25 protein-coding genes are annotated in these 24,995 nt (G+C 32.7%); 11 read left to right on the top strand and 14 right to left on the bottom strand.

The features are described 5' to 3' along the window. The first annotated feature begins 131 nt into the window (after positions 1-131). Positions 132-461 (top strand): alpha/beta hydrolase family protein, encoded by a 330-nt coding sequence (locus tag A9D35_RS01470; protein ID WP_066218045.1) that lies wholly within the window; start codon positions 132-134, stop codon positions 459-461. 178 nt (positions 462-639) lie between these two features. On the opposite strand, the gene sucD is transcribed toward A9D35_RS01470, so the two are convergent. The 7 genes from sucD to A9D35_RS01435 all read right to left on the bottom strand — a co-directional run bounded on the left by sucD (position 640) and on the right by A9D35_RS01435 (position 7,606). Further along, positions 640-1,512: a succinate--CoA ligase subunit alpha gene (gene sucD / locus A9D35_RS01465; protein WP_066218044.1), complete on the bottom strand. Its 873-nt coding sequence runs from the start codon at positions 1,510-1,512 to the stop codon at positions 640-642. Between the two features lie 118 nt (positions 1,513-1,630). Continuing rightward, a complete protein-coding gene (locus A9D35_RS01460; protein ID WP_066218041.1) occupies positions 1,631-2,566 on the bottom strand; it encodes a UDP-3-O-(3-hydroxymyristoyl)glucosamine N-acyltransferase in 936 nt (311 codons plus the stop codon). A gap of 6 nt (positions 2,567-2,572) precedes the next feature. Beyond that, positions 2,573-3,139 carry an elongation factor P gene (gene efp / locus A9D35_RS01455; RefSeq protein WP_066218039.1) on the bottom strand — a complete coding sequence of 189 codons (567 nt, stop codon included), beginning with the start codon at positions 3,137-3,139 and terminating at the stop codon, positions 2,573-2,575. A gap of 7 nt (positions 3,140-3,146) precedes the next feature. Next, positions 3,147-3,932, bottom strand: coding sequence for an acyl-ACP--UDP-N-acetylglucosamine O-acyltransferase (gene lpxA / locus A9D35_RS01450; protein WP_066218036.1), 786 nt, complete (start codon positions 3,930-3,932; stop codon positions 3,147-3,149). Positions 3,933-3,942: 10 nt separating this feature from the next. Next, positions 3,943-5,349 carry a bifunctional UDP-3-O-[3-hydroxymyristoyl] N-acetylglucosamine deacetylase/3-hydroxyacyl-ACP dehydratase gene (locus A9D35_RS01445; protein WP_066218034.1) on the bottom strand — a complete coding sequence of 469 codons (1,407 nt, stop codon included), beginning with the start codon at positions 5,347-5,349 and terminating at the stop codon, positions 3,943-3,945. Further along, on the bottom strand, positions 5,336-6,361 hold the full coding sequence (gene lpxD, locus A9D35_RS01440) for a UDP-3-O-(3-hydroxymyristoyl)glucosamine N-acyltransferase (RefSeq protein WP_066218032.1): 1,026 nt from the start codon (positions 6,359-6,361) through the stop codon (positions 5,336-5,338). Before lpxD ends, A9D35_RS01445 begins: the two co-directional genes overlap by 14 nt. 24 nt (positions 6,362-6,385) lie before the next feature. Next, positions 6,386-7,606: an HD domain-containing protein gene (locus A9D35_RS01435; RefSeq protein ID WP_066218030.1), complete on the bottom strand. Its 1,221-nt coding sequence runs from the start codon at positions 7,604-7,606 to the stop codon at positions 6,386-6,388. Positions 7,607-7,684: 78 nt separating this feature from the next. Between A9D35_RS01435 and porX the strand changes: the two genes are divergently transcribed. The 6 genes from porX (at position 7,685) to A9D35_RS01405 (ending at position 13,189) form a co-directional block, all read left to right on the top strand. After that, complete coding sequence (porX, locus tag A9D35_RS01430; RefSeq protein ID WP_066218028.1) at positions 7,685-9,238, top strand: T9SS response regulator signal transducer PorX; 1,554 nt, start codon at positions 7,685-7,687, stop codon at positions 9,236-9,238. A gap of 86 nt (positions 9,239-9,324) precedes the next feature. After that, positions 9,325-9,744 (top strand): tRNA (adenosine(37)-N6)-threonylcarbamoyltransferase complex ATPase subunit type 1 TsaE, encoded by a 420-nt coding sequence (gene tsaE / locus A9D35_RS01425; RefSeq protein WP_066218026.1) that lies wholly within the window; start codon positions 9,325-9,327, stop codon positions 9,742-9,744. Between the two features lie 267 nt (positions 9,745-10,011). Then, the gene (locus tag A9D35_RS01420; RefSeq protein WP_066218024.1) at positions 10,012-10,554 is read left to right on the top strand and encodes a hypothetical protein; all 543 of its coding nucleotides are present in this window, start codon (positions 10,012-10,014) and stop codon (positions 10,552-10,554) included. A 63-nt stretch (positions 10,555-10,617) separates the two neighbouring features. Beyond that, positions 10,618-11,817 carry an alanine dehydrogenase gene (locus A9D35_RS01415; protein WP_066218022.1) on the top strand — a complete coding sequence of 400 codons (1,200 nt, stop codon included), beginning with the start codon at positions 10,618-10,620 and terminating at the stop codon, positions 11,815-11,817. Continuing rightward, on the top strand, positions 11,818-12,192 hold the full coding sequence (locus tag A9D35_RS01410) for a DUF4258 domain-containing protein (protein ID WP_066218020.1): 375 nt from the start codon (positions 11,818-11,820) through the stop codon (positions 12,190-12,192). It abuts the gene before it with no gap. Positions 12,193-12,235: 43 nt separating this feature from the next. Further along, positions 12,236-13,189: an MBL fold metallo-hydrolase gene (locus A9D35_RS01405; RefSeq protein WP_066218019.1), complete on the top strand. Its 954-nt coding sequence runs from the start codon at positions 12,236-12,238 to the stop codon at positions 13,187-13,189. Here A9D35_RS01405 and A9D35_RS01400 read toward each other — a convergent pair. Both A9D35_RS01400 and A9D35_RS01395 read right to left on the bottom strand, forming a co-directional pair. Further along, a complete protein-coding gene (locus A9D35_RS01400; RefSeq protein WP_066218018.1) occupies positions 13,186-13,830 on the bottom strand; it encodes a hypothetical protein in 645 nt (214 codons plus the stop codon). The genes A9D35_RS01405 and A9D35_RS01400 overlap by 4 nt on opposite strands. A 190-nt stretch (positions 13,831-14,020) precedes the next feature. Further along, a complete protein-coding gene (locus A9D35_RS01395; protein WP_066218016.1) occupies positions 14,021-15,199 on the bottom strand; it encodes a proline dehydrogenase family protein in 1,179 nt (392 codons plus the stop codon). Between the two features lie 95 nt (positions 15,200-15,294). Between A9D35_RS01395 and aroB the strand changes: the two genes are divergently transcribed. Both aroB and A9D35_RS01385 read left to right on the top strand, forming a co-directional pair. Next, the gene (gene aroB, locus A9D35_RS01390; RefSeq protein WP_066218015.1) at positions 15,295-16,368 is read left to right on the top strand and encodes a 3-dehydroquinate synthase; all 1,074 of its coding nucleotides are present in this window, start codon (positions 15,295-15,297) and stop codon (positions 16,366-16,368) included. 80 nt (positions 16,369-16,448) lie between these two features. Beyond that, on the top strand, positions 16,449-16,772 hold the full coding sequence (locus A9D35_RS01385; RefSeq protein ID WP_066218013.1) for a hypothetical protein: 324 nt from the start codon (positions 16,449-16,451) through the stop codon (positions 16,770-16,772). Positions 16,773-16,827: 55 nt separating this feature from the next. Here A9D35_RS01385 and A9D35_RS01380 read toward each other — a convergent pair whose 3' ends face one another. Both A9D35_RS01380 and A9D35_RS01375 read right to left on the bottom strand, forming a co-directional pair. Then, positions 16,828-17,307, bottom strand: a complete 480-nt coding sequence (locus tag A9D35_RS01380) for an Lrp/AsnC family transcriptional regulator (protein ID WP_066218011.1) — start codon at positions 17,305-17,307, stop codon at positions 16,828-16,830. Between the two features lie 73 nt (positions 17,308-17,380). Then, complete coding sequence (locus A9D35_RS01375; protein ID WP_066218009.1) at positions 17,381-18,535, bottom strand: M14 family metallopeptidase; 1,155 nt, start codon at positions 18,533-18,535, stop codon at positions 17,381-17,383. Between the two features lie 303 nt (positions 18,536-18,838). On the opposite strand from A9D35_RS01375, the gene A9D35_RS01370 reads away from it, so the two are divergent. Beyond that, positions 18,839-19,258 carry a helix-turn-helix domain-containing protein gene (locus tag A9D35_RS01370; protein ID WP_066218007.1) on the top strand — a complete coding sequence of 140 codons (420 nt, stop codon included), beginning with the start codon at positions 18,839-18,841 and terminating at the stop codon, positions 19,256-19,258. Positions 19,259-19,412: 154 nt separating this feature from the next. Beyond that, positions 19,413-19,784, top strand: a complete 372-nt coding sequence (locus A9D35_RS01365; protein ID WP_066218005.1) for a DNA topoisomerase IV — start codon at positions 19,413-19,415, stop codon at positions 19,782-19,784. A 252-nt stretch (positions 19,785-20,036) separates the two neighbouring features. On the opposite strand, the gene A9D35_RS01360 is transcribed toward A9D35_RS01365, so the two are convergent. Genes A9D35_RS01360 through A9D35_RS01350 form a run of 3 tightly spaced genes read right to left on the bottom strand, consistent with a single transcriptional unit; the run spans position 20,037 to position 24,990 of the window. After that, positions 20,037-22,646 (bottom strand): DNA gyrase/topoisomerase IV subunit A, encoded by a 2,610-nt coding sequence (locus tag A9D35_RS01360; RefSeq protein WP_066218004.1) that lies wholly within the window; start codon positions 22,644-22,646, stop codon positions 20,037-20,039. A 6-nt stretch (positions 22,647-22,652) separates the two neighbouring features. Next, positions 22,653-23,135 (bottom strand): hypothetical protein, encoded by a 483-nt coding sequence (locus A9D35_RS01355; protein ID WP_066218002.1) that lies wholly within the window; start codon positions 23,133-23,135, stop codon positions 22,653-22,655. Next, positions 23,122-24,990 (bottom strand): DNA topoisomerase IV subunit B, encoded by a 1,869-nt coding sequence (locus A9D35_RS01350; RefSeq protein WP_066218000.1) that lies wholly within the window; start codon positions 24,988-24,990, stop codon positions 23,122-23,124. The genes A9D35_RS01355 and A9D35_RS01350 overlap by 14 nt, the downstream gene beginning before the upstream one ends. Positions 24,991-24,995 lie beyond the last annotated feature (5 nt).

Raw genomic sequence — 24,995 nt, 5'->3', positions numbered from 1 at the left:
AAATATTAATGATCTATTTGGTTTGGGAACGACAAATCAAGAGGACTTATTATATATTAGACCAAGACACAGAAACTCTAAAACATTTGGCCGGTTTAAGTCCGTGAATCAATCCAGGGTACAGGGCTCTTATGCTGCCTATTACTAATATATCTAGAGATGGCTTCACTAATAACCCTAATACTAATGATAGCATAATGATGCGTGCCAACAGTCCGGTGTATCATGTAGACAAAATAAAATCTGCTCTATTTATCGCACAAGGTGCAAACGACCCACGTGTTGCTCAGGCGGAATCCGATCAAATGGTAGAAGCACTTAGAAAAAACGGAATAACTGTTGAATATATGCTTAAGGAAGATGAAGGTCATGGTTTTAGAAATGAAGAAAATCGTTTCGACTTTTACAAAGCCATGATAACATTTTTAGACGACCATTTAAAACACAAAATAAAATTATAAAGGAAATTAAGCATAAAAAAGAGGCTGTCCCAAAAAAGTTGAGTTTTCGTCAACCTGAACTTGATTCAGGTTTTCACATATTTGTTATCTATATAATGAAATTCTGAAATAAATTCAGAATGACGAATTTAAAACCTTTTGTACAGCCTCTTTCTAATATTTTAAAAGCAATTAAGAATTACCCTAATACTTCAGCAACTTTTTTACCAATTTCTGCAGGAGAATCTACAACGTGAATACCGCACTCTTTCATGATTGCTTTTTTAGCTTGAGCCGTATCATCACTTCCACCAACAATAGCACCAGCATGTCCCATAGTACGTCCAGCAGGAGCTGTTTCACCAGCAATAAATCCAATAACTGGTTTTTTAGAACCACTTTCTTTATACCATTTTGCAGCATCTGCTTCTAACTGACCTCCAATTTCACCTATCATTACAACAGCTTCAGTTTCTGGGTCGTTAATTAAAAGTTCTACAGCTTCTTTAGTAGTTGTTCCAATAATTGGATCTCCTCCAATACCAATAGCTGTAGTAATACCTAAACCTTGTTTTACAACTTGGTCTGCAGCTTCGTAAGTTAATGTACCCGATTTAGAAACAATACCTACATTCCCTTTTTTAAATACAAATCCTGGCATAATTCCAACCTTAGCTTCACCTGGCGTAATTACACCTGGGCAGTTAGGACCAATTAAACGGCAATCTTTACCTTTAATATAATCTGAAGCTTTAATCATATCTGCAACTGGAATACCTTCTGTAATTGTAATAATTACTTTTATACCCGCATCTGCAGCTTCCATAATAGCATCAGCAGCAAAAGCTGGTGGTACAAAAATGATAGTGGTATCTGCCCCTACTTGTTCTACAGCATCTTTTACTGTATTGAAAACTGGTTTGTCTAAATGTGTTTGACCACCTTTTCCAGGGGTTACTCCACCTACTACATTTGTTCCGTATTCAATCATTTGTCCGGCGTGAAAAGTCCCTTCACTACCAGTAAATCCTTGAACTATTATTTTTGAATTTTTGTTTACTAAAACGCTCATTTATGTATGGTTTATTTTTTTAAAGCTTCACAAAAGTAAAGTTTTAACAAGTATTTATAAAGATTTTTTTAACTTTTATTCTACTATTTTCTTTCTCAGTAAGGTTACTGTTAATTTCTTAAAGTTCCTTTAATTTCTCGATTAATTTAGGAAGCTGCCTAAGCATTGCAAACTCTTTAAGTTTGTTCCTAGATTCGTCTATAGGTGTTCCAAAATAAGTCTTTCCACCGGCTACAGATTTTGTTACCCCAGTCTGTCCTAAAATAATTGCTTTTGCTCCTATAGTGATTCCACTAGCTGTTCCAGCTTGTCCCCAAATGGTAACTTCGTCTCCTATAACTACACAACCAGCAATACCTACTTGAGAAGCTATTAAACATTTTTTACCTATTACTGTATCGTGTCCAACTTGAATTTGGTTATCTAATTTAGAACCTGCTCCAATTATAGTATCGGCAGTAACACCTTTATCTATGGTACATAAGGCACCTATATGAACATTATCTTCGATTACAACACGACCACCAGATTTTAACTGATCGAATCCTTCTGGTCTATTTTTATAATAAAAAGCCGATGCGCCTAAAACACTTCCTGCATGTATAACTACATTATCTCCAATGACAGCATCATCGTAAATACTTACATTAGAATGAATAATGCAATTGGCACCAATGGTTACATTATGTCCAATAAAACAGTTTGGCTGAATTATAGTATTATCTCCAACTGTTACTGAATCTGAAATACTTTTGGATGCACTTTGAAATGGCTTAAAATGCTGCGTAAGCTTATTAAAATCTCGAAATGGATCGTCGGAAATTAACAAGGCTTTACCTTCTGGACAGTCAACTTCTTTATTAATTAAAACAATAGTTGCCGCAGACTGTAAAGCTTTGTCGTAATATTTTGGATGGTCTACAAAAACAATATCTCCCGATTCTACCACATGTATTTCATTCATGCCTAAAACAGGAAAATCGTCTTGTCCCACAAATTTGCAATCAATAAGATTGGCTATTTGTTTTAAAGTATAAGGGTTTGGAAATTTCACAAGAACCTATTCTTTAACTCTTTCTTTGTAAGTCCCTTTATCTGTTTCAACTTTAATTTTGTCTCCTTCATTAATAAATAAAGGTACATTTATAGTTGCTCCAGTTTCTACAGTTGCAGGTTTAGTGGCATTTGTCGCCGTATTTCCTTTCACTCCTGGTTCTGTAGCAGTTACTTCTAAAATAACACTTGCAGGCATATCTACAGAAAGTGGTGCATTATCTTCAGAGTTGATTAAAACCGTAACCACTTCACCTTCTTTTAATAAGCCAGGATTATCTAAAGCGTTTACGTTTAGAGTAATTTGATTGTAATCTTCTACATTCATAAAGTGATATAAATCACCTTCTGGATATAAATATTGAAATTTATGCGTTTCTACACGTACATCTTCTAATTTATGACCTGCTGAAAATGTATTATCTATAACTTTACCAGTAGTTACACTCTTTAATTTTGTTCTTACAAACGCTGGCCCTTTTCCTGGTTTAACGTGTAAAAATTCAATTACTTTAAAAATATCATGATTATATCTTATACATAATCCGTTTCTAATATCTGATGTTGTTGCCATTATATTTTTAGTTTGATTTGAAATATCCTTTCATAATTCCGCGTTGTGAATCTCTTATAAATTGAAGAATTTCATCGCGTTCTGGAGTTGCTTCCCATTCTGCTTCAATAATTTCTACAGCTTGGGTATTATTATAATTTTTTTGATACAATACACGATAAATATCCTGCACTTCTCTTATTTTGTCTGTTGAAAATCCACGTCTACGTAATCCTACCGAATTGATTCCTACATACGATAATGGTTCTCTAGCTGCTTTTACAAAAGGCGGAACATCTTTTCGTACTAAAGATCCACCCGTTACAAACGCATGGTTCCCTATAGAACAAAATTGATGCACTGCTGTCATTCCTGCTAAAACAACATAATCGCCAACCGTTATATGTCCTGCTAAAGTACTGTTGTTAGAAAAAATACAATTTCTCCCTACAATACAATCGTGTGCAATATGACAATAGGCCATAATTAAACAATTATCGCCAATTACCGTTTTCATCCGGTCTGTGGTTCCTCTATTTATGGTAACACATTCTCTAATAGTAACATTGTCGCCAATAAGTGTTAAGGTATCTTCGTCGTTATATTTAAGGTCTTGTGGAACGGCAGAAATTACGGCACCTGGAAAAATATTACAATTTTTTCCAATACGAGCACCTTCCATAATGGTTACGTTACTTCCTATCCAGGTTCCCTCACCTATTACTACATTATTATGAATAGTTGTAAATGGGTCTATAACTACATTTTTTGCAATTTTAGCTCCAGGATGAACGTATGCTAATGGTTGATTCATGTGATGTGTATTATTTTACTTTTGAAATTTGCGCCATTAATTCGGCTTCTGCACATAATTTTCCATTAGCGTAGGCATACCCTTGCATATGGCAAATCCCTCTTCGGATTGGTGTTATTAAATCACATTTAAAAATTAAGGTATCGCCAGGAACCACTTTTTGCTTAAACTTAACTTTATCAATTTTCATGAAAAAAGTTAAATAATTTTCAGGATCTGGAACTGTACTTAATACCATAATCCCTCCAGTTTGTGCCATTGCTTCTACAATTAACACACCTGGCATTACAGGTGCTCCTGGAAAGTGACCTGCAAAGAAAGGTTCGTTCATGGTAACGTTTTTCATACCAATTACACCTGTAGCAGATAATTCGAAAATTTTGTCAATTAATAAGAACGGTTGTCTGTGCGGCAACATATTCATTATTTGATTAACATCCATTAAAGGCTCCTGATTTAAATCGACATTAGGAACGTTAGTACGTCTTTCGTTTTTAATAATTTTAGACATTTTTTTAGCAAACTGCGTGTTTACAAAATGTCCTGGTTTATTTGCTATAATTTTACCTCTAATACGAGTTCCTATTAAAGCTAAATCTCCAATTACATCTAATAATTTATGTCTAGCTGCTTCATTAGGATGATGCAAAGTAAGATTGTCTAAAATTCCATTTGGCTTCACAGCAATCTTATCCTTTTTAAATGCGACTTTTAATTTCTCCATAGTTTCTGGAGATAATTCTTTATCTACATAAACAATAGCATTATTTAAATCGCCTCCTTTTATTAGGCCATGCTCTAAAAGCGTTTCTATTTCGTGTAAAAAACTAAATGTTCTAGAATCTGCAATGGTTGTCTTAAAATCGGAAATCTGATTCAAGGTTGCATTTTGAGTACCTAATACTTTAGTACCAAAATCTACCATGGTAGTTACTTGATATTCTTTGGCTGGCATTAATAGAATTTCGCTTCCCGTTTCTTCATTCATATACGAAATAACGTCGGTAACGACATATTCTTCTCTACATTCGTCTTGTTCTACAATACCTGCTTTCTCTAAAGCTTCAACAAAAAACTTTGAAGACCCATCCATAATTGGTGGTTCTGCAGCGCTTAATTCGATTAAAACATTATCTAAATCTAAACCTACTAAAGCAGCTAGTACATGCTCGCAGGTTTGAATAATAACACCATTTTTTTCTAAACAAGTACCTCGTTCGGTATTTGTAACATAGTTTGCATCTGCTTCTATTATAGGTGTACCTTCTAAATCCAATCGTTTAAAAGCGAAACCGAAATTATCAGGTGCAGACTTAAAAGTTAAGGACACATTATTACCTGTATGCAGTCCAACGCCATTTAAAGACACATCGTTTTTAATGGTTTTTTGTTTAATTTCTGTACTAACTATCGCCATTATTTTTTTCTATTTCGTTTAATTCTTTAACTAGTTTAGGCAAATTTTTAAAGTGCACATAAGATTTACTAAAATCTCCCAAATTAAATGCGGGCGAGCCTTGAAGCACTTCGTAATCTTTTATATTTCTATTGATACCAGATTGGGCCTGAATTTTAACATGATTACCAATTGTAATATGTCCAACAATTCCAACTTGTCCACCAATTTGACAATTTTCGCCTATTTTGGTAGAACCTGCTATTCCCGTTTGTGCAGCAATAACGGTGTTTTTTCCAATTTCAACATTATGTGCTATTTGAATTTGATTATCCAATTTCACACCACGTCTAACAATTGTAGAGCCTAATGTAGCTCTATCTATAGTTGTACCAGCACCAATATCTACGAAATCTTCTAAGATAACATTTCCTATTTGTGGTACTTTTTCATATTCACCTAATTCATTTGGAGCAAATCCAAAACCATCTGCACCTATAACGCAACCGGAATGAATTACACAATCGTTTCCTATAATACAATCCGAATACACTTTAGATCCCGCAAAAATGGTAGTATTATTTCCTATCGTTACATTGTCGCCTATATAGGTGTTTGGAAACAACTTTACGTTATCCCCTAACTTTACATTTTCTCCTATATATGTAAATGCTCCTATATATATGTGTTCACCATGTTTAGCAGAATTTGAAATAAACGAAGGTTGTTCTATCCCTTCTTTACTTAATTTCACAGAGTTATAAAATTCTAATAATTTTGAAAATGCTTTGTATGCATCATTCACTTTTATTAGAGTTGTATTTATATCGTGTTCTGGCTTAAATGTATTATTTACAATCGTAATAGATGCCTTTGTTGTATATATATATGAAGTATATTTCGGATTTGCTAAAAACGTTAGTGCACCTTCAATACCCTCTTCGATTTTAGATAAAGTAGAAACTTCTACGTTGGGATTACCAACCACTTCTCCTTCTAAAATCCCTGCTATTTGTTCTGCTGTAAATTTCATCGTCGCAAAAATAGGAAAAATGTCCTAAAGTTTAGCTTTAGGATAACATATATAATATTTAGTCACTGGTTTTGAAAGTGCTTTCAAATTTAATTGATCTGAAGCCTTAACGATATCCTCTATCTTTCCCGATTTATAAACTATTTTTATTTGTTTACCTTTTTGCTGATAAGCCTGATTGGTTAATTCGCCCGTAAATACAAAATATTCGGCTTCTTCTTGACTAATATCACATCTAGAGATTAAATCTGTGAGGTGCGACTTTAAAATATCTTTTCCTATTTTTTTCTTTTTTAACTTGATTTTCAACAAATCGCGATTTAAAATCATTTCGCACAGGTTACGCAATACAAAATCGTCGTGATATTGCCACTCTTTCATAGCCGAAACAATATCGTAATCATCTAACTTAGAAAAGGTGTCTAAAGTTTCTGTAGTAAAATTTGAAGCATTAATTTCGTGTGTCAAAAAATATGATAATGCCCTACTAGCTTTTAATTCTACCTTATCATGCGATAATTCCTTAGCGCGTTTTAAAACACGAATTACCAATTGCTCGGCAACCACACTCGTTTTATGTAAATACACTTGCCAATACATTAAACGTCTGGCTACAAGAAATTTTTCTACGCTATAAATACCTTTATACTCCACCACCAATTCATCGTTCACCACACTTAACATGGTTATTAAACGCTCACTATTAATATTTCCTTCTGCAACTCCTGTATAAAAACTATCGCGTTTTAAATAATCGGCGCGATCCATATCTAATTGTGACGAAATTAACTGATACATAAATTTTCTGTGGTATTCACCCTTAAAAATCGAAATGGCCAGCGTTAAACTTCCGTTAAATTCATCGTTTAATTGCTCCATAAACAACAGCGAAATCTGCTCGTGAGACACACTGTTTACTATACTGTGCTCCATGGCATGCGAAAACGGACCATGACCAATATCGTGTAAAAGGATGGCTATATTTAAAGCCGTTTCTTCTTCATCTGAAATGCTAACACCTTTAAAACGAAGTACATTAATAGCCTTCTGCATTAAATGCATACAACCTATTGCGTGATGAAATCGTGTGTGATGGGCGCCTGGATAAACCAAATAAGACATTCCCATTTGGGTGATTCGTCTTAAACGCTGAAAATATTTATGTTCAATTAAATCGAAAATTAACGAATTTGGTATGGTAATAAATCCGTAAATTGGATCGTTTAATATTTTAAGTTTATTCATCTAGTAAGTTTAAAATTGCTTGAGATAATTTTCTAAAAACATATTAAAAAATCACAAAAACATTACAAATATAACGATATGAATAACATAAATATACTTTGGGTTGATGATGAAATTGATTTACTTAAACCACACATTCTATTTTTAGAGAAAAAAAATTATTCGGTTACAAAATGTACTAGCGGATCTGAAGCACTTGAGGTATTAGAAACTAAAAAATTCGACATTGTTTTTCTTGATGAAAATATGCCAGGCTTAACAGGTTTAGAAACTTTAAATGAAATTAAGGAGCTAGACAATACCTTACCTGTGGTTATGATTACTAAAAGTGAGGAAGAATATATCATGGAAGAAGCTATTGGTAACAAAATTGCCGATTACCTTATAAAGCCTGTAAACCCAAATCAGATTCTTTTAAGTTTAAAAAAGAATTTAGATCATTCACGATTAATTTCAGAAAAAACCACATCGAACTACCAGCAAGAATTCAGAAAAATTGCGATGGATTTAGCCATGGTTAATACTTTTGAAGACTGGGCAAACCTCTATCAAAAATTAGTGTATTGGGAAATTCAGCTTGAAAATATTGAAGATGCAGGCATGTTCGAAATTTTAGAATCTCAAAAAACCGAAGCCAACGCTCTGTTTGGCAAATTTATAGGTAAACAATATCAAAATTGGTTCGAAGCTGGTACAGATGCTCCAATAATGTCGCATACCTTATTTAAAGAAAAAGTTGTTCCACAACTAAGTAAAGAGCAGCCAACCTTACTCGTTGTTATAGATAATTTAAGGTACGACCAATGGAAAGCCTTCGAACCTTTTATATTAAACCATTATAAAAAGGAAGCCGAAATTCCGTTTTATAGCATTTTACCAACAGCAACACAATACGCAAGAAATGCTATTTTCTCAGGGCTTATGCCAAGTGATATGGAGAAACTTCATCCTGAATATTGGAAAAACGATACCGACGATGGTGGAAAGAATTTATTTGAAGCCGAATTTTTACAGGCCCAAATGAAACGTCTAGGCTTACAAAATCTGGTCACAGAGTATCACAAAATCACGAATTTAAAAACTGGGAAAAAGCTTGTAGATAATTTTAGATCGATGAAAGATAACGATCTTACTGTGGTTGTTTATAATTTTGTAGATATGCTTTCTCACGCCAAAACCGAAATGGATGTTGTAAAAGAATTGGCTTCGAACGATAAGGCTTACCGTTCCTTAACGCAAAGCTGGTTTAAAAACTCACCATTATTCGAAATCATTCAACAAGCGCAGCAACTCGGATTTAAATTGATATTAACTACAGATCACGGAACAATAAACGTAAAAAACCCTTCTAAGGTGGTTGGCGATCGCGATACGAGTTTAAATCTTCGTTATAAAACAGGACGAAGCCTAACTTACGAATCTAAAGATGTTTTGGAAATAAAAAATCCTAAATCGGTACATTTACCAAGTATAACTATGAGTAGTTCTTTTATATTTGCTAAAAATGATTTGTTTTTTGCTTATCCTAATAACTACAATCACTACGTGAGTTATTTCAGAAACACCTATCAGCATGGAGGTGTTTCATTAGAAGAAATGATAATTCCATTTGTAGTTTTAAACCCAAAATAATTACTTTGCGAAATTATTAATACAATTATCATCTAAATAAATCATTAGTAATTTTAGTTTTTATTACTTATAATTGCATATATACTATGTTAAATACTCGAGAATACCATATAAATGATTTAGAAGTTGTTGCCAAACAAATACTTGAAACAGCAACATCTAAAACCATATTATTTTATGGAGACATGGGAGCTGGTAAAACAACCTTGATTAAAGCTTTAGTTAAATTACTAGGCTGCAAGGACGATGTTAGTAGCCCTACTTTTTCTATTGTAAATGAATATAGTATTAATGAAGGTTTGGTATATCATTTTGACTTTTACCGATTGAAGGATGAAGAAGAGGCATACAACTTTGGAATTGAAGATTATTTAGATTCTAAAGAATGGATATTTATAGAATGGCCAGATCAGGTTAAAAATATATTATCTAACGAGCCTTGTAATCGTTTAAAAATTGAAAGTTTAGATACTGAAACTAGAAAAATAACATTTAATAAAAATTGAAAATATAGCGCTTGAGCAGTATTTAAGTTGACTTTTTAGTCTAAAACTTAAAGAAGTACGGTTTTCCCGTAATGCACTTGCACCAAAATAGTTAATTTTAACATAATTTTAACATTTGGGTCGTTTTTTTATAAATGCATTCTATATATTTGAATCATTAATTAATTAAATCCCTTAAAATTATGAAAACTAAAAAGTACGTTATCGCCATGGCGATTTTTGGAGGCATGTTATTTACAGCTCAAGCATCAAACCTTATTAATTTAGATGACCAACAAGCGCCACAAATCGAAAGATGGAGAATCAAAGTTCCAACGCACGGATAATAAAAGTTTAATAATAGGGAGTATTATTGCAACTTTTATAGCTGCTACTCCATATTTCTTTTATTTATACGAAAGTGTTCCAGACATTAAGGTTTGGAACACTTTTTTATTTACATATGACAGTAAATTTTATGGCAGTATTTATGTCGTAGCGTGGACATTGACAAGTAAAATAATTCCATTATTATTATTTTTCGTTTGGTTTTTTACGTGCCGTCATTGGTGGTACCATGTATTACTTGTTCCAATAGCTATGTTCAGCTTTCAAATATTTACCATATTAAATGACGATTTACAATATGTCGATAGTAATCAAATTTTTTACTTAATTCCTATTATGGCGATAATCATTCCATCTATTTATTTAATACGAGCTAAAATTTTTGACAAAGTAAATACTGTAGATCAATCTCTTCAAGAATTAGAAGATGAATTCAAAATTTCGCCTAAAGGATTTATGGAAAGACTAAAAGATTATTTTTAAAATTACTTTTAAGCAATCAAAATATTATTTGTAATTTGACTACTTTCTAAGAGGGTCTAAAATATGTCTAAATCATTTTCTCCGTTTACGTATCAGCAGTTAATTCCACAAGAAGAAACACTAGAGATTCTAAAAAATAAAGGCAATTTATTTATTGGTATTCCTAAAGAAACCGCATATCAAGAAAAACGTGTTTGTTTAACGCCAGATGCTGTTTCGGCCTTAATAAGTAACGGACACAGAGTCTTAATGGAGTCGGGTGCTGGATTAGGATCTAATTTTACGGACCGCGATTACAGCGAAGCAGGTGCCGAAATCACTAAAGATACCGCAAAGGTTTTTTCGTGCCCTATGATATTAAAAGTAGAACCTCCTACTCTAGACCAAATCAATCTTATTAACCCGCAAACCATCTTAATTTCTGCGCTACAATTAAAAACGCAACATAAAAAATATTTTGAAGCATTAGCAGCAAAACGTATCACAGCCCTAGCTTTCGAATTTATTAGAGACGACGACGGGCATTACCCAGCTGTACGTTCTTTAAGTGAAATAGCAGGTACAGGAGCTGTGATTATTGCAGCAGAATTGCTATCTAATATAAATCAAGGAAATGGTTTATTGTTTGGTAATATTTGCGGTGTTCCACCAGTAGAAGTTGTGATTTTAGGAGCTGGAACTGTTGGAGAATTCGCTGCTCGAAGTGCTATTGGTCTTGGAGCCAATGTTAAGGTATTCGATAATTCTATTTCAAAATTAAGAAGGATTCAAACCAACTTGGGGCGTCCCATTTATACATCTACTTTTCAGCCCAAAAACTTAACTAAAGCTTTAAAACGTTGCGACGTAGCTATTGGTGCCGTTCGTGGAAAATCGAGATCTCCAATTATAGTAACCGAAACCATGGTAGAATCTATGAAAAAAGGCTCTGTAATTATGGATGTTAGTATCGATATGGGCGGATGTTTTGAAACGAGCGAAGTCACTTCTCATAAAATTCCTACCTTTAATAAACACGGGGTTATACATTATTGTGTCCCTAATATTCCAGCACGATTTTCTAGAACAGCCTCGGTATCAATTAGTAATATATTTACTCCATACCTATTAAAAATTGCCGAAGAAGGCGGATTAGAAAATTCTTTAAGATTTGAGAAAGGATTGAAAAATGGATTGTACTTTTACCACGGTATTTTAACAAACCGCTCCGTTGGAGAATGGTTTAACTTAAAACACAGTGATATTAATCTTTTAATCTTTTAAATGACAGTTTTACAACGATTTGGATATTACCTTGGTGGATTTTCGATAGGATTTATAGTATTAGCATTTTTTTTAAGTGGAAAAAAAACCTCCTGTAGTTATGGTCTCGATGCTCGCGTAATTAAAAACATCAACACAAAACATATTGAGTACAGTGAGACAGCTAAACACATAATTCAGGAAAAACAGCTGGATACTATTATAATTAATCATGTTTTAAGAAAAGGTGATGTTAATTTCTCTAAAAGTGAAACACACACTACACCATGTAAAACATATTATTTAGATGGTACTTTAAACAAAAAAACCATTGCATTAATTGTAAAAAACTGCGATGAAACGGCTACTATCGAAGATATTAAGCTACTTGATTAAATGTACCGTTTAAGGGATTGATAAACTATAAACTTATTCTTAAATGAAATCTTTTGTTTACTACCTATGTTGTTTTTTTATTGGCTGCAACACCCTTTTCGCTCAACAATCACCAGTATTTCAAGTTGTTCCTTTAGGTGTAAAAGGAGGTGTGGATGAGAGTAATTTATCTGCATATTTAGTCGCCCCTATTCAATCCTCAAAATATGTATGTTTAGATGCCGGTACAATTCATGCTGGCATTGAAAAGTCGGTTGCTAACAAGGTTTTCAATGTTCCAACATCTACAGTTTTACAAGATTATATAAAAGGTTATTTAATCTCACATGCGCATTTAGATCATGTGTCTGGCCTTATTATTAATTCTCCTGCCGATTCACCCAAAACAATATATGCTACACAAGAATGCATGGCCATGATGCAAAATCATTATTTTAATGGCGAAACTTGGGCTAATTTTGGAGATGAAGGTCCTGGATTTCAAATTAAACGCTATCATTTTAAAACCTTAAATCTTTTAGAAGAAATTCCGATTTCAAATACCGATATGTGGGTAACCCCATTTCCTCTTAGTCATGTTAATCCGTTTAGAAGCACAGCTTTCTTAATTCGAAAAAACGAGGATTATATTTTATATTTAGGAGATACTGGCCCTGATGCCATTGAAAAAAGCGCCGACCTTAAAAATCTTTGGAAAGTGATTGCTCCACTAATAAAAAGCAAAAAATTACGTGCCATGTTTATTGAAGTTTCTTTCCCGAATCATCAAGCAGACACCGCTTTATTTGGGCACTTAACCCCAAATTGGTTTTATAAAGAACTCAAAGTCTTACAGGATTTAACAGGTAAAAAAGCGCTAACTGGTTTTAATACTATAATTACGCATTTAAAACTTCCTGTTGAAAATATGACAGCGATAAAAAAGCAATTACAAGATCAAAACGATTTGGGTTTAAATTTAATTTTCCCTGAACAGGGTGAGAAATTGGAGTTCTAAAGTCCAGGCTTCATCCAATTAAATTTTTTTCGGATAATTTTCAAATTTTTATTCTTTAGAATCATTTGATTTAAGTCATTAGGAATATAATTCAGTTTTGATATTTCAAAAGTTTTAAAATGATCTGAAAATTCAATTTTTCTATTCAGATCATAATTTTTCCATCGCAAATTATTGGATACAATTGGATTAATAATCCAAAGTGTTGGTTTGTAAATAGTAATTCTTAGAGTGTCCGACAATAAATTAATTGCATTTCCATCAATGTTTAGTATTTTTTCTTCTACGTTGTAATACATATTTTTATTCAAATCGACCCATAAATGATTTACAAGCACTAAAAAAAATGGAATCATAAAAACACTAAAGAAAGCCAGAATTGACAGAATAATTAACCCAAATAATGTTGGCAAAGAGTAATCATAAAGTACTATTTTAATTATTCCTTTTACTGAAAAAAATAAAATAGTCATTCCTATAGCAAACCAACAAAATTGGACTAATATTAATAATAGCATGTACCCTCTATGAGGCCTTATTCTTATAATCTTTTTTTCATCTCGCTTTTTCTCCTTCTTAGAGTAGTATAGAGCAAAAACTAGTGGAAAAAAAATAATACCCAGAATAATTATAATATTCAAAACAACTCATTTGGTTAATAAAAACAAATATAGCTGATTATGAAATATCAATACCGGACCAATACTATTTACTTTACGTATAATTCACTAGCATAAAGAAAGGTTTGAAATTTTATAAGAAGAAGAACGTCCCACATTTTAATATAAATGTGGGACGTTCTTATAAATATCAATATAGAAAAAGCAGAAATTAATGTTCCGCTTTCCTTCTCTTTTTCTCTTTAGATAACAAGGCCAACTCACGTCCGGTTTGCCCGGCTACAGAAGTGTTTTCTTCTGCCCGTCTAATAAGATATGGCATCACATCTTTAACGGGGCCAAAAGGCACATACTTAGCGACATTATAACCTAAATGAGATAAATTAAAACTGATATGATCGCTCATCCCGTAAAGCTGACCAAACCAAACACGATTATCGGAATTAGCAATTCCTTTTTGTTTCATTAAATCCATTAATAAATATGAACTGTATTCATTATGCGTACCATTAAAGAGCGACATATCTTCTAAATGATCTAACATATAAACAACGGCTGCATTAAAATTATTATCGGTTGCTTCTTTACTTTCGCAAATCGGACTTGGGTAACCCAATTTCTCAGCACGTTCATTTTCTTTCTCCATATAGGCTCCACGAACCAACTTATATCCTAAATAAAAACCTTCTGCTTTCGCTAAAGCATGTTGTTGCTTTAAAAAGTCTAACCGATCATGACGATACATTTGTAGGGTATTATAAACCACCGGTTTTTCGGTGTTAAATTTTCGCATTAAATCGGTAATTAAATCATCGGCAGCATCTTGCATCCAGCTCTCTTCGGCGTCAATTAATAATTCTATATCATGCTTTTTTGCTGCTGCACAAACGGTTTCAAATCGATTTAAAACACGAGCCCACTCTTCTGCCTCTTTTGCCGTTAAAGTCTCTTTATTTCCAATCTTTTCGTACAAGGCAATTCTACCAAATCCCGACGGTTTAAAAACCGCAATAGGCATAGATTTACGTTCGTCTACAAAACTTATAATTTTTAAAGTAATGTTTAGGGCTTTATCAAATTCGGCTTCAGTTTCTTTTCCTTCAACAGAATAATCTAAAACAGAACTTACACCTTTTTCGAACATTTTATCGATAACTGGCAAGCAATTCTCTTCATTAACGCCACCACAAAAATGATCGAATACTGTTGCCCTTATTAACCCTTCTACAGGTAACTTTGCTTTAATAGCAAAATTAGTCGCGGCCGTTCCAATACGCACTAAAGGCTCTATTGAAATCATTTTGAAAAGAAAATAGGCTCTTTCCAATTCAGAATCGCTTTTTAATGCAAAAGCAATTTCAGTATTATCAAAAATGGAGTTCTCTATCATTAAATCTGAAAATTTTTGCAAATATAATCAAGCTAAACTTACTTTTTCCCAAAAATCTCCTTATTTTCACGGCTATTTTTTATGACACTTTTTTTATGAAAACTATCGAAACGAAAACCTATAAAATCCACTTTAATTCAAGCGCATATCATGCTGTAAACGAGTATATAAAAGAAAACAATCCTTCTCGCATTTTTATAATCGTAGACGAAAACACACACGAACTTTGCTTACCACATTTATTAGAATCGATAAATACATCGGCTACAATAGAAATTATTGAAATTGAATCTGGCGAAATAAACAAAACAATTGAAACTTGTGTAGGTGTTTGGAATGTACTTTCCGAGCTAGGTGCAGATAGAAAAAGTTTAGTTATTAATTTAGGAGGTGGAGTAATTACAGATTTAGGTGGTTTTGTAGCTTCTACATTTAAACGAGGTATTGCTTTTATAAACGTACCTACTACTCTATTATCCATGGTTGATGCTTCTGTTGGAGGAAAAACCGGTGTAGATTTAGGTGCATTAAAAAACCAAATTGGAGTTATTAACACGCCACAAATGGTTATTATAGATCCTGAATATTTAAAAACATTACCGCAAACCGAAATGCGTTCGGGGCTTGCAGAGATGCTTAAACACGGGTTAATACAAGATAAATTGTATTGGGACAAGTTTAAATCAATGTCCGATTTAAATGTTGAACATTTAGACGAGTTAATCTACGAATCTATTCAAATTAAAAAACACGTTGTAGATATTGATCCTCACGAAAATGGCTTAAGAAAAACCTTAAATTACGGACACACCCTTGGGCATGCCGTTGAATCTTATTTTTTAAGCCATCCTCACAAAAAAGATTTACTTCATGGCGAAGCGATTGCTATTGGTATGATTTTAGAATCTTATATATCTTCTAAACTTTCTGGTTTAAGTGAAGCCGAGAACACAGAAATTAAAGATGTAATTAATAACATATACGACGATGTAAGGATTAATGAAGAGGATTACGAACCTATTATTGAACTTTTAAAATACGACAAGAAGAATTCTCACGGTAACGTAAATTTTGTACTACTAAAATCTATAGGAGATACTCAAATCGATTGTTTAGTGCCTAACGATTTAATAATTGAAGCGTTAAATTATTATAACGAGATGCTTTAAATAAAAATAATTTGTAAATTTAAAACACCCAAAATAAAGCAAATTTTAGCAATACTATTTAACATCTAAATCTATTTAAGATGAAAAAAATTATTGTTGATTACAAAAAACTAACGCCAGAAATTCTATCTACACTAACAGAAAAATTCCCTGATGGTTATAGTGATAATGATATTATAAAGTTTGATAACCACAGAAATGAAACCATTGAAGCTGTAGAAGTAAAAACAGATGATGCCATTTATTTGGTTAAAGTGAGTTGCAAACTCCATTACACCATGGCGAAATTCGACAATACTGAAGATTTAGAAATTAATAGTCTTGGTCACGTCATTATAGATTACCCAGATAACGAAGACACCACATTAAGTGCAGATGTAGTTTGTACCGATGATGATGAATAAAAAAGAGCCAATTGTTAAACAATTGGCTCTTTTTTTATAAACTATAAAGATCTCATTAAAGTTCTTTAAAAATGTAATGCATTAAACGCTTTTTATCGTTAATACTTTCTTCTAAAGAAATCATTGTTTCTGTTCTGTAAACACCTTCAATATCATCAATCATAAAGATAACATCTTTGGCATGTGCAGTATTACGTGCTCTAATTTTACAGAAAATATTAAATTTGCCAGTAGTAATATGTGCTACTGTTACAAAAGGTAATTCGTTTATACGCTCTAAAACAAATGTTGTTTGCGATGTGTTGTTTAAATACACTCCTATATAAGCAATAAAAGAGTATCCTAATTTCTTATAATCTAAAGTTAAAGAAGACCCTTGTATAATACCTGCATCTTCCATTTTCTTAACTCTAACATGCACAGTACCCGCCGAAATCAATAATTTTTTTGCGATATCTGTAAAAGGAACTCTCGTATTGTCGATTAACATATCAAGAATTTGATGATCTATTTCGTCTAATTTAAATTTTGCCATATCTGTACTTTTTGTTCTTTACAGCAAAAATAATACATTTTTATATAATATTCTTATCAAATTATTAACGTTTTCACAATTTTAATAAAAATTTACCATTCCCAATTGTAACGAAATCGATTTCGGCACCTGCTACCACTGCTTCTTCATGAGGTGCTAACACCCTCATTTTATTAGCATTAATCTCTTTATGACCATAAAATTTTGATAATAATGCAATGGTTTCAACCTTTGCAGAAAACGCAATAGTTTTGTTAATTAATTTTTCAACAAACAGGATACCTACATCTAAAATCTCCGGATTTTCTTCTGTACCTACATTTGCATCACGAATTATGATGTCGTAAAAGCACTTATCGTTTTCTGGAATTTTAAAATATTCATTGTAATTAGCCCCAGAAACATCTGATGTTGCGATATAATTAAAAGCTGTTACATACGAACTAAAAATATAGAATCGGGTAATATCTCTATCGTAATCATTTTCAAAATGTCCCGCTTCAAATAATATAGTTGGCACATTAAAGGACTGAAAACTGTCTCCTACACAATTTATATTAAAAGAATCATCGTACCTCCCAACCTTACCTGGAATTAACTGCTGAAGCGTAGAATTCATTTCGGCAATAATATCCATTCCAATTTTTCTAGAATCGGTAATCGATCTATTTTCGTCTTGTGCAGGCGATAAAAACGACACGGTAGCCGTTTTGTTTGTAGAACCCGCACTAAAAATTGTACGTTGTCCATGTAAATTAAAACAATAATGAGGTTTAAAGTCGTTATAAACTGCTCTCAGCACTTTACTTTCTGGCTGAGATAAAGTTTGAGCATCACGATTTAAATCTACAGGCGTTGCATTTAATCTAGTATAAGCTTCTGCACCGTCTGGATTTAAGATAGGTATAATATAAAACGTACAAACTTCTGTAATATAGGCCAAAGATTGACTCGAATCTTTAAGAACGTTTATAAAATCGAAAAGAGCTTTGGTTGTTGTCGATTCGTTACCGTGCATTTGAGACCACAATAAGATCCGTTTCTGTCCTTGACCAATTTTAATAGCAGAAATTGGTTTCCCTAAAACAGAAGTTCCGATTTCTGAAACTTCAAATGGCGCTTCTAAATTTTCTAGAAGAGGTTTAATATGAGAATTGGTTATATAACGACCGTTTAATAATGGCTCCTTATTACGATTATAGAGCTGAGTAATATCTGTAATATTCATGCTTTTTTTATTATGATACAAATGTAAACAATTATATATTTACAAATGTAAACAAGGTTTTACAACAAAGTTGTATACATTTATATACATTCATTAAGTCTTTTGTATCAAAAATGACTCTTAAAATTAGGGTTTAATCCAAATCCAAATATAAAATGCTTAAATAACAAGTTTTCAGTACATTAAATAGTATTATATAAAGCTTAAAATTATATAATTATTGGTTAATTTCATACTAATTGTTAAATGTATCGTACTTTTTGTTACATTTGTAATCAATAAATATTTAAAACTAAGTTTACAATGATAAACAGTGATGAATTCTCAAAACGCCTACAAAAGGTTATCGATTTTTACGGAGAATCAGCCTCTTCTTTCTCTGAAAAAATTGGTGTACAGCGCTCATCTATCTCACACATTTTATCTGGAAGAAATAAACCGAGTTTAGATTTTGTTATGAAAGTATTATCTACTTTTCCTGAAGTAGAATTATATTGGTTGCTAAATGGGAAAGGCAACTTCCCTGCTGAATCGAAAAAAGTGAATTCTCCAGATTTATTTTCTAATCCCTCCGAGCCTATTTCTAAATTGAGTAACCCCCAAGAAACGCCCTCAAATCAAATTCCGAATCAGATTTTAAATACAGACGAATCTAAGCAAATAGAACGTATAGTTATTTTTTATACCGATGGTAGCTTTAAAAATTTTGAAAATGCGAAGTAATTTTAAACCGGACACTATTTTCTAATAAAATACGGAACACAAAACCCCTTTCAATTGAATTTCGAATTACTCCAACTATTCCGGTTTAATTCTAATATATTTTAAAATCTAATTGATATAACTTTAGTATTTTTACGCCAAATTAATTCTCTCTATGAAATACTTCATTCTTTTTCTTTTGGCTGCATCTATGGTAAGTTGTTACGAAGTTGAGCGCAATTGCTCTGACTTTAAAACTGGTCATTTTTATAGCGAGATTGAAATTGATGGAAAAATCTATAAGTCTGAATTTAACAGAACAGACGATTTACAAATAGAAACTTATCAAGGTAAGAAAGACTCTTCTGAAGTACGATGGATTAATGATTGCGAAGTTATTTTTAAAACTATTAATCCGAAAAATCGGGTTGAACGAAAAGATATCCATTTAAAAATACTAACCACAACAGCAGATTCTTATACTTTTGAGTATTCTTATGTAGGCGAAGATTTAAAACAAAAAGGCATGGCTAAACGTGCTGAATAATTAGAATTTCGATCTGGATTACAGTGTCTGAGATTTTAAATTTTAAGTCATTCGCAGACAGCTGCATTAACTTTGAATCTTCATTTAAATAGCTTCAATAAATGTTTTCTCACGGCTTAGGTGTAAACAACTAGTTTTACGTATTCAAATTATGGTAAGACTTATAAATTGAAATATAGTAAAGCAAAAAAGTATCGTATCAAAAACCTAATGTTTTTAATACGATACTTTTATAAATAAATATGTTATTTTTTAAAATAAAGTGGGCTGAGCATCATCATCAGACGCTTCTTTTTTAGCTTCCACAATTTCATCATCTACCACATCTAATTCGTCTGCATGCACCTCTTCAGGCGACTCAAAAGGAATTGGATCTAACAGATTTATTTGCTTCACTTTATCTGTAGTTAATTGGTTTCCTAAGGCCTTAATACCTTTAACCGCTATAAATTCTTCAAGATTAACAGTACTGTTTTCTTTCTGATCTTTTCCCCGTTCTTTTCCGAATACAATTTCGGCTACCGGTAACCAATCTGTAGATACAATTTCTAATTGCGATTTTTCATGTTCAGAAATGAATACTTCCTCTTTATTCTCGTTTTCAATTAAAAAACGCTTCACATAATATCGTTCTTTTTCACCATCAAAATAAATTGCCGAAATAGGCTTGTTTGGCGTCCATTTCTCTAGAACAATCATATCGCTATCAAAATGCGTAGACAATTCAGGCAAAATGGTTTTTACCAAACCAGATTGTGTAATTATTAACAAACGATCTTCACCTCTAAACTCTCCTAACAACTCGCCGCGACCGTCTACATTTAAACGCTGTACGGTATCGTCGAACCAAATTTTTCTTGGTTTTAAAGTAGAGACTCCTTTTTCTTTTAGTTCTATTTTTTTGATAGGATATTTGGTTACCAAATTACCTTTAGAAGCTCGTCCTTTGATTAGGATATCTGAAAAGTCTAAATCCCATTTCAATTTTTTAATACTACCAACTTGTCTAAGTAAAATAGTAATAACTTCTGCCTCGCCGTTAGGATTAGCCGAAAAATACAAACTTGTAGACCCTTTGGCACCATTAGTTAAATCGTATTCCTTATCTCTTGTAATAGACGTTACAGCAAATCTTTTTACATACGACGGCCCTTTAGCTCCGTCGCGATAAATCATATTATAAATGGTACGCTTATCTTTCTTTTTAAAGATGGCGGCATGAATAATATCTTTACCTACAAAAGTTTTAGTATCGACTTTAGTTACCATCATTTTACCACTTTTAGTAAATACAATAATATCGTCTATATCGCTACAATCCCCCACATATTCATCGCGCTTTAAAGAAGTTCCAACAAAACCTTCTGCTCGATTTACATAGAGCTTGGTGTTTCTTATAACAACTTTTGTAGCATCTACATCATCAAAAATTCTGATTTCTGTTTTACGCTCGCGTCCTTCTCCATATTCCTTTTTAAGACGCGCGAAATACGCTATGGCATAATCGATTAGATGTGCTAAATGATGTTTTACTTCAGCAATCTGCTCATCTAAAGCATCAATTTTTTGTTGCGCTTTATCGATGTCAAATTTAGAAATACGTTTAATTCTAATTTCTGTTAAGCGAACAATATCGTCTTCGGTAACAACTCTTTTTAAATGTGTGGTATATGGCTTTAAACCGTTATCGATAGCTTGAATAACACCTTCCCATGTTTCTTCTTCTTCGATATCGCGGTAAATTCTATTTTCAATAAAAATTCGCTCTAAAGAAGCAAAATGCCATAGCTCTTCAAGTTCTCCTAGTTTAATTTCTAGTTCACTTTTTAATAATTCTACCGTATTATCTGTAGAACGACGAAGCATTTCGGTGACTCCAACAAACAATGGTTTGTTATCTTCTATAACACAACCTAAAGGTGCTATTGAAATTTCACAGCTTGTAAAGGCATAAAGCGCATCTATAGTTTTATCTGGAGAAATTCCGCCAGGTAAATGCACCAATATTTCAACATCGGAAGCCGTATTATCTTCAATCTTTTTAATTTTAATTTTGCCTTTATCATTGGCTTTTAATATAGAATCAATTAAAGATGAAGTATTTGTTCCGAAAGGAATTTCAGTAATAACTAAAGTATTTTTATCTAATTGAGAGATTTTAGCACGTACACGTACACGACCACCTCGTAATCCGTCATTGTAATTTGTAAAATCTGCAATTCCTGATGTTGGAAAATCTGGAAAAAGTGTAAAACGCTTTCCTTTTAAGTGTTTTATGGAAGCATCTATTAATTCAATAAAATTGTGCGGTAGTATTTTAGTAGATAAACCAACAGCAATTCCTTCACCTCCTTGTGCTAAAAGCAACGGAAACATTACAGGTAAATTTACGGGCTCTTTTCGTCTACCATCATAAGAGGCTTGCCACTCTGTAATTTTAGGGTTATAAACAACATCTAAAGCGAATTTAGACAAACGTGCTTCGATATAACGTGAAGCCGCTGCACTATCTCCTGTTAAAATATTTCCCCAGTTTCCTTGGGTATCAATAAGTAAATCTTTCTGACCGATTTGCACCATGGCATCAGCGATACTGGCATCTCCGTGTGGATGATACTGCATGGTATGCCCCACAATATTGGCAACCTTGTTATAACGGCCATCGTCTAAATCTTTCATAGAATGCATAATCCTACGCTGAACCGGTTTAAAACCATCTTCAATTGCAGGAACGGCACGTTCTAAAATAACATAAGAGGCATAATCTAAAAACCAATCTTTAAACATACCATTAACCCTGGTAATTGTTTCTTGCTCTTCTGGAAGATTTGTATTTAATTCGTCGTTATCGTTTTCAACCATTAATAGTTATACTTTATTTGATATATTTTTTTTTACCATTTTACTTAGCGACTGTCTAATGTATTTTCGCTTTCTATAATTCACTAGAGTAATATTGAATCGCTCTTTTATAGGACCTTTATTTTCACTTTTAATAAATAGAGTTAAGCTTCTATAAAAGATATAATTACGGAATTTATAACCGATTAATTCTTCTTTTTTAAATTCAATTTCGTGTGTTCTATATTTAAATTTATCTGAAAAGAAAAGCCCTTTATTTAAAACTATAACTTGTACCCCGTCGCTATCGTATTCAAAATATTTTGCTATTAAATATACAGCTAAAAACAACCCCAAAAAAACAAAAACAATTATTACGAAAGTTAATTCTGCATTATCTGTTAAATGACTAAAAGCACTAAAAACAGTAGCCATAATTATAGCAATCACGACTAAAATGAAATAGATCGAAATTATAATATTTTTTACCTTTCCGTTATCCGTTCTCATTTTTATCGGCTACTAAATCTATTTCAACTTTTAAATTATTAATAATAAATTTCTGACGTGTAGGTGTATTTTTACCCATATAGAATTCCAACAACTCTTCTATAGACATGTCTTTATCTAACATTATCGGTTCTAATCTAATATTATCGCCAATAAAATGTTTAAACTCATCTGGAGAAATTTCACCTAACCCTTTAAATCGCGTAATTTCAGGTTTTGGCTTCAATTCATCTATAGCATTAACACGCTCTTGATCTGTATAGCAGTAAATGGTTTTCTTTTTGTTTCGCACCCGAAATAGCGGAGTTTGCAAAATATACAAATGCCCTTCTTTTATAATTTCCGGGAAAAATTGCAAAAAGAATGTTATAAGCAACAGTCTAATGTGCATACCATCTACATCGGCATCTGTGGCAATTACGACATTGTTATATCGTAAATCTTCCATGGACTCCTCTATATTTAATGCCGCTTGTAGCAAGTTAAATTCTTCGTTTTCGTAAACAATTTTCTTACTTAAACCATAACAATTTAAAGGCTTTCCTTTTAAACTAAAAACAGCTTGAGTATTTACATCGCGTGATTTGGTAATACTTCCCGATGCAGAATCTCCCTCGGTAATAAACAAGGTGGATTCTAAATTGCGTTCGTTTTTAATATCTCCAAAATGTACGCGGCAATCGCGTAATTTTTTATTATGAAGACTTGCTTTTTTGGCTCGATCTTTTGCAAGCTTTCTAATTCCAGACAATTCTTTACGCTCACGCTCTGCCTGAAGAATTTTACGCTGAATTTTATCGGCAGTATCTGGATTCTTATGAAGAAAATTATCTAAATATGTTTTAACAAAATCATTTACATAGGTACGCACCGTTGGCAAATCGCCACCCATATCTGTAGATCCTAATTTTGTTTTAGTCTGACTCTCAAATACAGGCTCCATTACCTTTATTGCAATGGCAGATACCACAGATTTTCTAACATCTGAAGCATCGTAATTTTTACCATAAAACTCACGAAGTGTTTTTACCAAGGCTTCTCTAAACGCTGCTAAATGAGTACCCCCCTGAGTTGTGTTCTGACCGTTTACAAAAGAATGATATTCTTCGGAATACTGTGTTTTACTGTGTGTTAAAGCGACTTCTATATCATCTCCCTTTAAGTGAATTATTGGATACACCATATCATTTTCATTGATATTTTCGGCCAATAAATCTTTTAAACCATGCTCGCTATAATACTTTTCCCCGTTAAAAACTATGGTTAAACCAGGATTTAAATACACATAATTTTTAAGCATTTTTTCGACATACTCATTTCTAAACTTATAATTTTTAAAAATAAGCTCATCGGGCACAAAAGACACCTTAGTTCCTTTACGTCTCGTCGTTTCTTCTAGAAATTCTTGATCGGTTAAATTTCCTTGTTCAAATTCTGCCGAAGCAGATTTTCCTTCTCGAGAAGATTCTACTCTAAAATATGAAGATAGCGCGTTTACCGCTTTTGTACCTACACCATTTAATCCGACCGATTTTTTAAAAGCTCGCGAATCGTACTTCCCTCCGGTATTCATTTTAGATACAACATCTACAACTTTTCCTAAAGGAATTCCACGACCATAATCGCGAACTATAACTTTACTACCCTGGATAGAAATTTCTATAGTTTTTCCAGCGCCCATAACATACTCGTCTATAGAGTTGTCTAACACTTCTTTAAGTAGGATATAAATACCGTCGTCTGGAGAAGATCCATCTCCCAGTTTACCAATATACATCCCTGGTCGCATGCGAATATGTTCTTTCCAGTCTAATGAACGTATATTATCTTCGGTATAATTGGATTGATCTAACATAGGTT

This window comes from Formosa haliotis (assembly GCF_001685485.1).
GTDB classification, from domain to species: domain Bacteria; phylum Bacteroidota; class Bacteroidia; order Flavobacteriales; family Flavobacteriaceae; genus Formosa; species Formosa haliotis.
The sequence above is the reverse complement of the archived record's forward strand: the minus strand, read 5'-3'. Positions and strand labels throughout refer to the sequence as shown.

Excerpts from the sequence above, each read along its gene's own strand:
- A9D35_RS01470 (WP_066218045.1), top strand. The coding sequence starts at position 132 with ATGCTGCCTATTACTAATATATCTAGAGATGGCTTCACTAATAACCCT.
- sucD (WP_066218044.1), bottom strand. The coding sequence starts at position 1,512 with ATGAGCGTTTTAGTAAACAAAAATTCAAAAATAATAGTTCAAGGATTT.
- efp (WP_066218039.1), bottom strand. The coding sequence starts at position 3,139 with ATGGCAACAACATCAGATATTAGAAACGGATTATGTATAAGATATAAT.
- lpxA (WP_066218036.1), bottom strand. The coding sequence starts at position 3,932 with ATGAATCAACCATTAGCATACGTTCATCCTGGAGCTAAAATTGCAAAA.
- A9D35_RS01445 (WP_066218034.1), bottom strand. The coding sequence starts at position 5,349 with ATGGCGATAGTTAGTACAGAAATTAAACAAAAAACCATTAAAAACGAT.
- lpxD (WP_066218032.1), bottom strand. The coding sequence starts at position 6,361 with ATGAAATTTACAGCAGAACAAATAGCAGGGATTTTAGAAGGAGAAGTG.
- A9D35_RS01435 (WP_066218030.1), bottom strand. The coding sequence starts at position 7,606 with ATGAATAAACTTAAAATATTAAACGATCCAATTTACGGATTTATTACC.
- porX (WP_066218028.1), top strand. The coding sequence starts at position 7,685 with ATGAATAACATAAATATACTTTGGGTTGATGATGAAATTGATTTACTT.
- tsaE (WP_066218026.1), top strand. The coding sequence starts at position 9,325 with ATGTTAAATACTCGAGAATACCATATAAATGATTTAGAAGTTGTTGCC.
- A9D35_RS01420 (WP_066218024.1), top strand. The coding sequence starts at position 10,012 with ATGACCAACAAGCGCCACAAATCGAAAGATGGAGAATCAAAGTTCCAA.
- A9D35_RS01415 (WP_066218022.1), top strand. The coding sequence starts at position 10,618 with ATGTCTAAATCATTTTCTCCGTTTACGTATCAGCAGTTAATTCCACAA.
- A9D35_RS01410 (WP_066218020.1), top strand. The coding sequence starts at position 11,818 with ATGACAGTTTTACAACGATTTGGATATTACCTTGGTGGATTTTCGATA.
- A9D35_RS01405 (WP_066218019.1), top strand. The coding sequence starts at position 12,236 with ATGAAATCTTTTGTTTACTACCTATGTTGTTTTTTTATTGGCTGCAAC.
- A9D35_RS01395 (WP_066218016.1), bottom strand. The coding sequence starts at position 15,199 with ATGATAGAGAACTCCATTTTTGATAATACTGAAATTGCTTTTGCATTA.
- aroB (WP_066218015.1), top strand. The coding sequence starts at position 15,295 with ATGAAAACTATCGAAACGAAAACCTATAAAATCCACTTTAATTCAAGC.
- A9D35_RS01385 (WP_066218013.1), top strand. The coding sequence starts at position 16,449 with ATGAAAAAAATTATTGTTGATTACAAAAAACTAACGCCAGAAATTCTA.
- A9D35_RS01380 (WP_066218011.1), bottom strand. The coding sequence starts at position 17,307 with ATGGCAAAATTTAAATTAGACGAAATAGATCATCAAATTCTTGATATG.
- A9D35_RS01375 (WP_066218009.1), bottom strand. The coding sequence starts at position 18,535 with ATGAATATTACAGATATTACTCAGCTCTATAATCGTAATAAGGAGCCA.
- A9D35_RS01370 (WP_066218007.1), top strand. The coding sequence starts at position 18,839 with ATGATAAACAGTGATGAATTCTCAAAACGCCTACAAAAGGTTATCGAT.
- A9D35_RS01365 (WP_066218005.1), top strand. The coding sequence starts at position 19,413 with ATGAAATACTTCATTCTTTTTCTTTTGGCTGCATCTATGGTAAGTTGT.
- A9D35_RS01360 (WP_066218004.1), bottom strand. The coding sequence starts at position 22,646 with ATGGTTGAAAACGATAACGACGAATTAAATACAAATCTTCCAGAAGAG.
- A9D35_RS01355 (WP_066218002.1), bottom strand. The coding sequence starts at position 23,135 with ATGAGAACGGATAACGGAAAGGTAAAAAATATTATAATTTCGATCTAT.
- A9D35_RS01350 (WP_066218000.1), bottom strand. The coding sequence starts at position 24,990 with ATGTTAGATCAATCCAATTATACCGAAGATAATATACGTTCATTAGAC.